Origin of the sequence: Actinomadura sp. 3N508 (genome assembly GCF_044326375.1) — a bacterium.
Classification (GTDB): Bacteria; Actinomycetota; Actinomycetes; order Streptosporangiales; family Streptosporangiaceae; genus Spirillospora.
This window is the reverse complement of sequence record NZ_JBIRAX010000033.1, coordinates 1-2,573: the sequence shown is the minus strand read 5'-3', so window position 1 is coordinate 2,573 and position 2,573 is coordinate 1. Positions and strand designations below refer to the sequence as shown.

Annotated in this window: 4 protein-coding genes; 2 read left to right on the top strand and 2 right to left on the bottom strand. The window is 69.7% G+C overall.

Going from position 1 to position 2,573, the window contains the following annotated elements:
- Positions 1 to 634 (bottom strand): alpha-amylase family glycosyl hydrolase (locus ACH34S_RS41895; RefSeq protein ID WP_395958509.1); only part of this gene is annotated, 634 nt, incomplete at its 3' end.
- Positions 635 to 1,127: 493 nt separating this feature from the next.
- Between ACH34S_RS41895 and ACH34S_RS41890 the strand changes: the two genes are divergently transcribed.
- Both ACH34S_RS41890 and ACH34S_RS41885 read left to right on the top strand, forming a co-directional pair.
- Positions 1,128 to 1,457 (top strand): hypothetical protein, encoded by a 330-nt coding sequence (locus ACH34S_RS41890; RefSeq protein WP_395958508.1) that lies wholly within the window; start codon positions 1,128 to 1,130, stop codon positions 1,455 to 1,457.
- Between the two features lie 3 nt (positions 1,458 to 1,460).
- A complete protein-coding gene (locus ACH34S_RS41885; protein WP_395958507.1) occupies positions 1,461 to 2,318 on the top strand; it encodes an STAS domain-containing protein in 858 nt (285 codons plus the stop codon).
- A 1-nt stretch (position 2,319) separates the two neighbouring features.
- Here the strand turns inward: ACH34S_RS41885 and ACH34S_RS41880 are convergent.
- A partial coding sequence (locus tag ACH34S_RS41880) for a hypothetical protein (RefSeq protein ID WP_395958506.1) occupies positions 2,320 to 2,573 on the bottom strand: 254 nt, incomplete at its 5' end.

Sequence of the window (2,573 nt, the reverse complement as noted above, 5' to 3'; positions counted from 1 at the left end):
AGTACTGGCCGCGGATGGGGTCGTAGGTCCAGTTGGAGGTTTCGGTGTCGATGAAGATGATGCGGGCGTCGGGGTATTTGGTGTCGGTGTCGCTCCACATGTAGAAGTCGCCGTAGGGGCCGTCGGGATCGGTGCGGGAGGCTTGGAACCAGGGGTGCTGGTCGGAGGTGTGGTTCATGACCAGGTCGGCGATGACCCGGATGCCGCGGGCGTGCGCCTGCTCGATCAACTCCACGAAATGCCCGAGCTCCCCGAATTCCGGCAGGATCTGGGTGTAGTTGGAGATGTCGTAGCCGCCGTCCTTCAGCGGCGATTGGTAGATGGGCAGCAGCCACAGGCAGTCGATGCCGAGCCATTGGAGATGGTCGAGCTTGGAGATCAGGCCGCGCAGATCGCCGTAACCGTCGCCGTCGGAGTCGGCGAATCCGCGTACTGAGACTTCGTAGAAGACGGCCGTCTTGAACCAGTGCGGTGTGCGGGGTGTCTCGGGGGTGAAAGCGTCCGGGACGGGCCGCACCCCCGGCGCGCCGCCCGTCTCCGGCCGCGCCTCGGTCTTCGGCGGCTCTGTCTCCGTCCCCGGCGCGGTGACCTGGTCGGACGTGGTGCAGGTGGCGTTCTTCGGCTGTCCGTGCATGGGGCACCCCGGGTGTGTTGGAGACATCTAGATCAGCAATGCCCGCAGTCCGCTCCGAGGACGTTCGCGACAGGCAACCATCCGTAAAAGATTCAGTACGCTCTGTAGTTGTCGGGACGGTTTCGGAGCCGGAGACGCCTGGCGTGCCGGGCGGTCCGCGCCCATGTCAGGGGTAGATCTCGGCGCGTCCGGCCCGTCCGCGTGGCGATGTGATGGTGACCGAGGGTAATCGGCCGGTTGCAGTTGGGTATGCCGGTGGAAAGTAGCGCAAAGACATGTTGATCTGCGGCCCGGTCACTGGCGCGAACGGCCGCGAATGCTTGCCGCGCGACGGTTGTGTCATGTCCGTGTTTTTAGGTTCGTCGCTTTTTCCGGCGAGTGCCCCGGGTAGGTCGCTTCCAAGCCCAGAACCCGCCTGACCGGCGGGTTCTGTTCAGTTCGGACGGAATACGCCCGTCCACAAGCGATCGGAGGGACAGTGGAGCGCTGGGAGATGTCGCCATCGGTCGTACCGACGCGCGATGAGCTCGTGGCGCGGCTGCGCGTTCGCTTCGCCGATGTTCCGGCGGAGAACGTGCGCCGCTGCGTGGACGACCTGTGGTGTTGCTGCGCCCATCTCGGGGTGCGGCCCGAGGAGCGGATCATCGAACGCCTCGCGGCGTCCCGGCTGACGGGCGTCGTGCGGGGCGGCCGCCCTCCGTATCCCGACGGCCGTCCGAGATCGCGCCCGCCCGGCCTCCGCGCCGGCGCTCCCACTCCGGCCACCACGACCGCTCCGCCCCGGCCCGCCCGCGCGGCCACGAGAACCCCGATCGGGATGTGACACATGAAGGACACGACCGTGCCGGGCCTGAGCACCGAGACCCGGCGAGGGTTCATCGTGCTGAGCCTGCCCGCGCAGATCAGCTGGCAGAACTACGCGGGGATCAGGGAAGGGGTGAGCAAGGCGCTGTCCCTCGCCGCCGGCGCGGCCCCGCCGCGGGGACGGCGGCGCGGCGGCCTCCGCGGCGGAGTCGTCGTCGACTTCGGTGACGCGGTGCTGCTGGACGCGGCCGGGCTCGTCCTGCTGGCCCGCGCCGAGACACGGGCGCAGCTGCTCGGCTGCACGCTGCGGGCCGTCGTGCCAGAACCGTCCGCCCATGTGCGACGGGCGTTGCAGCTCACCGGCCTGGCGCGGCTCGTCCCGATGTTCCCGGACGTCGCGTCGGCCACGGCCACGCCCGTCCCGGACGGCGGCGGGACGGACGTCGACACCACCCACGTGCTGGACGCCATCCGGGCCCTGCACCCGGGCGACGCCGGGCTCGCGCCGAACCCGCCCGCCCCGTCCGAACTCATGATCACCACGACGGCGGCCGGGGACGGCGACCACACGGTCGTCCACCTGTCCGGGGTGCTGGACGAGATCACGGTGCCACGGCTCGGGGACACGCTCACCAAGCTCGTGGAGGGGAACCTGCGCCACCTCATGGTGCGGATGCACGACCGGCTCGGCATCCGCTGCGACCCGCTGCCGATCCTGCTCGGCATCCGCTGGCGCGTCGCCGCCGACGGCGGCTGCCTCGCGCTCCCGGCGCTGCCCGCCAGGCTCCGCGAGATCATCGACCGCGAGGGGCTCGGCTCGGTCTTCACCGGATGCCGCTCCATCGAGGATCGCCTGCCCGCCGCCGAGCCCGCGGTCTGACTCAACTGCCGCCGCTCGTTCTCTTCGCGGCTCGTCTCCTCCTCGGCGCGCGGCTCTCATCGGCCCGCACACGTCCTGCATCTGGCTTCTCGAAGGTGAGGATGTGTGCGGGTTGGGTGTGGGGGTCCAGGCGGATGTAGTTGGAGCGGGTCCAGGTGTAGGTGGTGCCGTCGAGTTGGTCGGTGACGGTGAAGGTGCGGGTGGGGTCGTCGGGCAGGCCGAGGGCGGGTAGGTCGAGGTGCAGGGTGGCTTCGC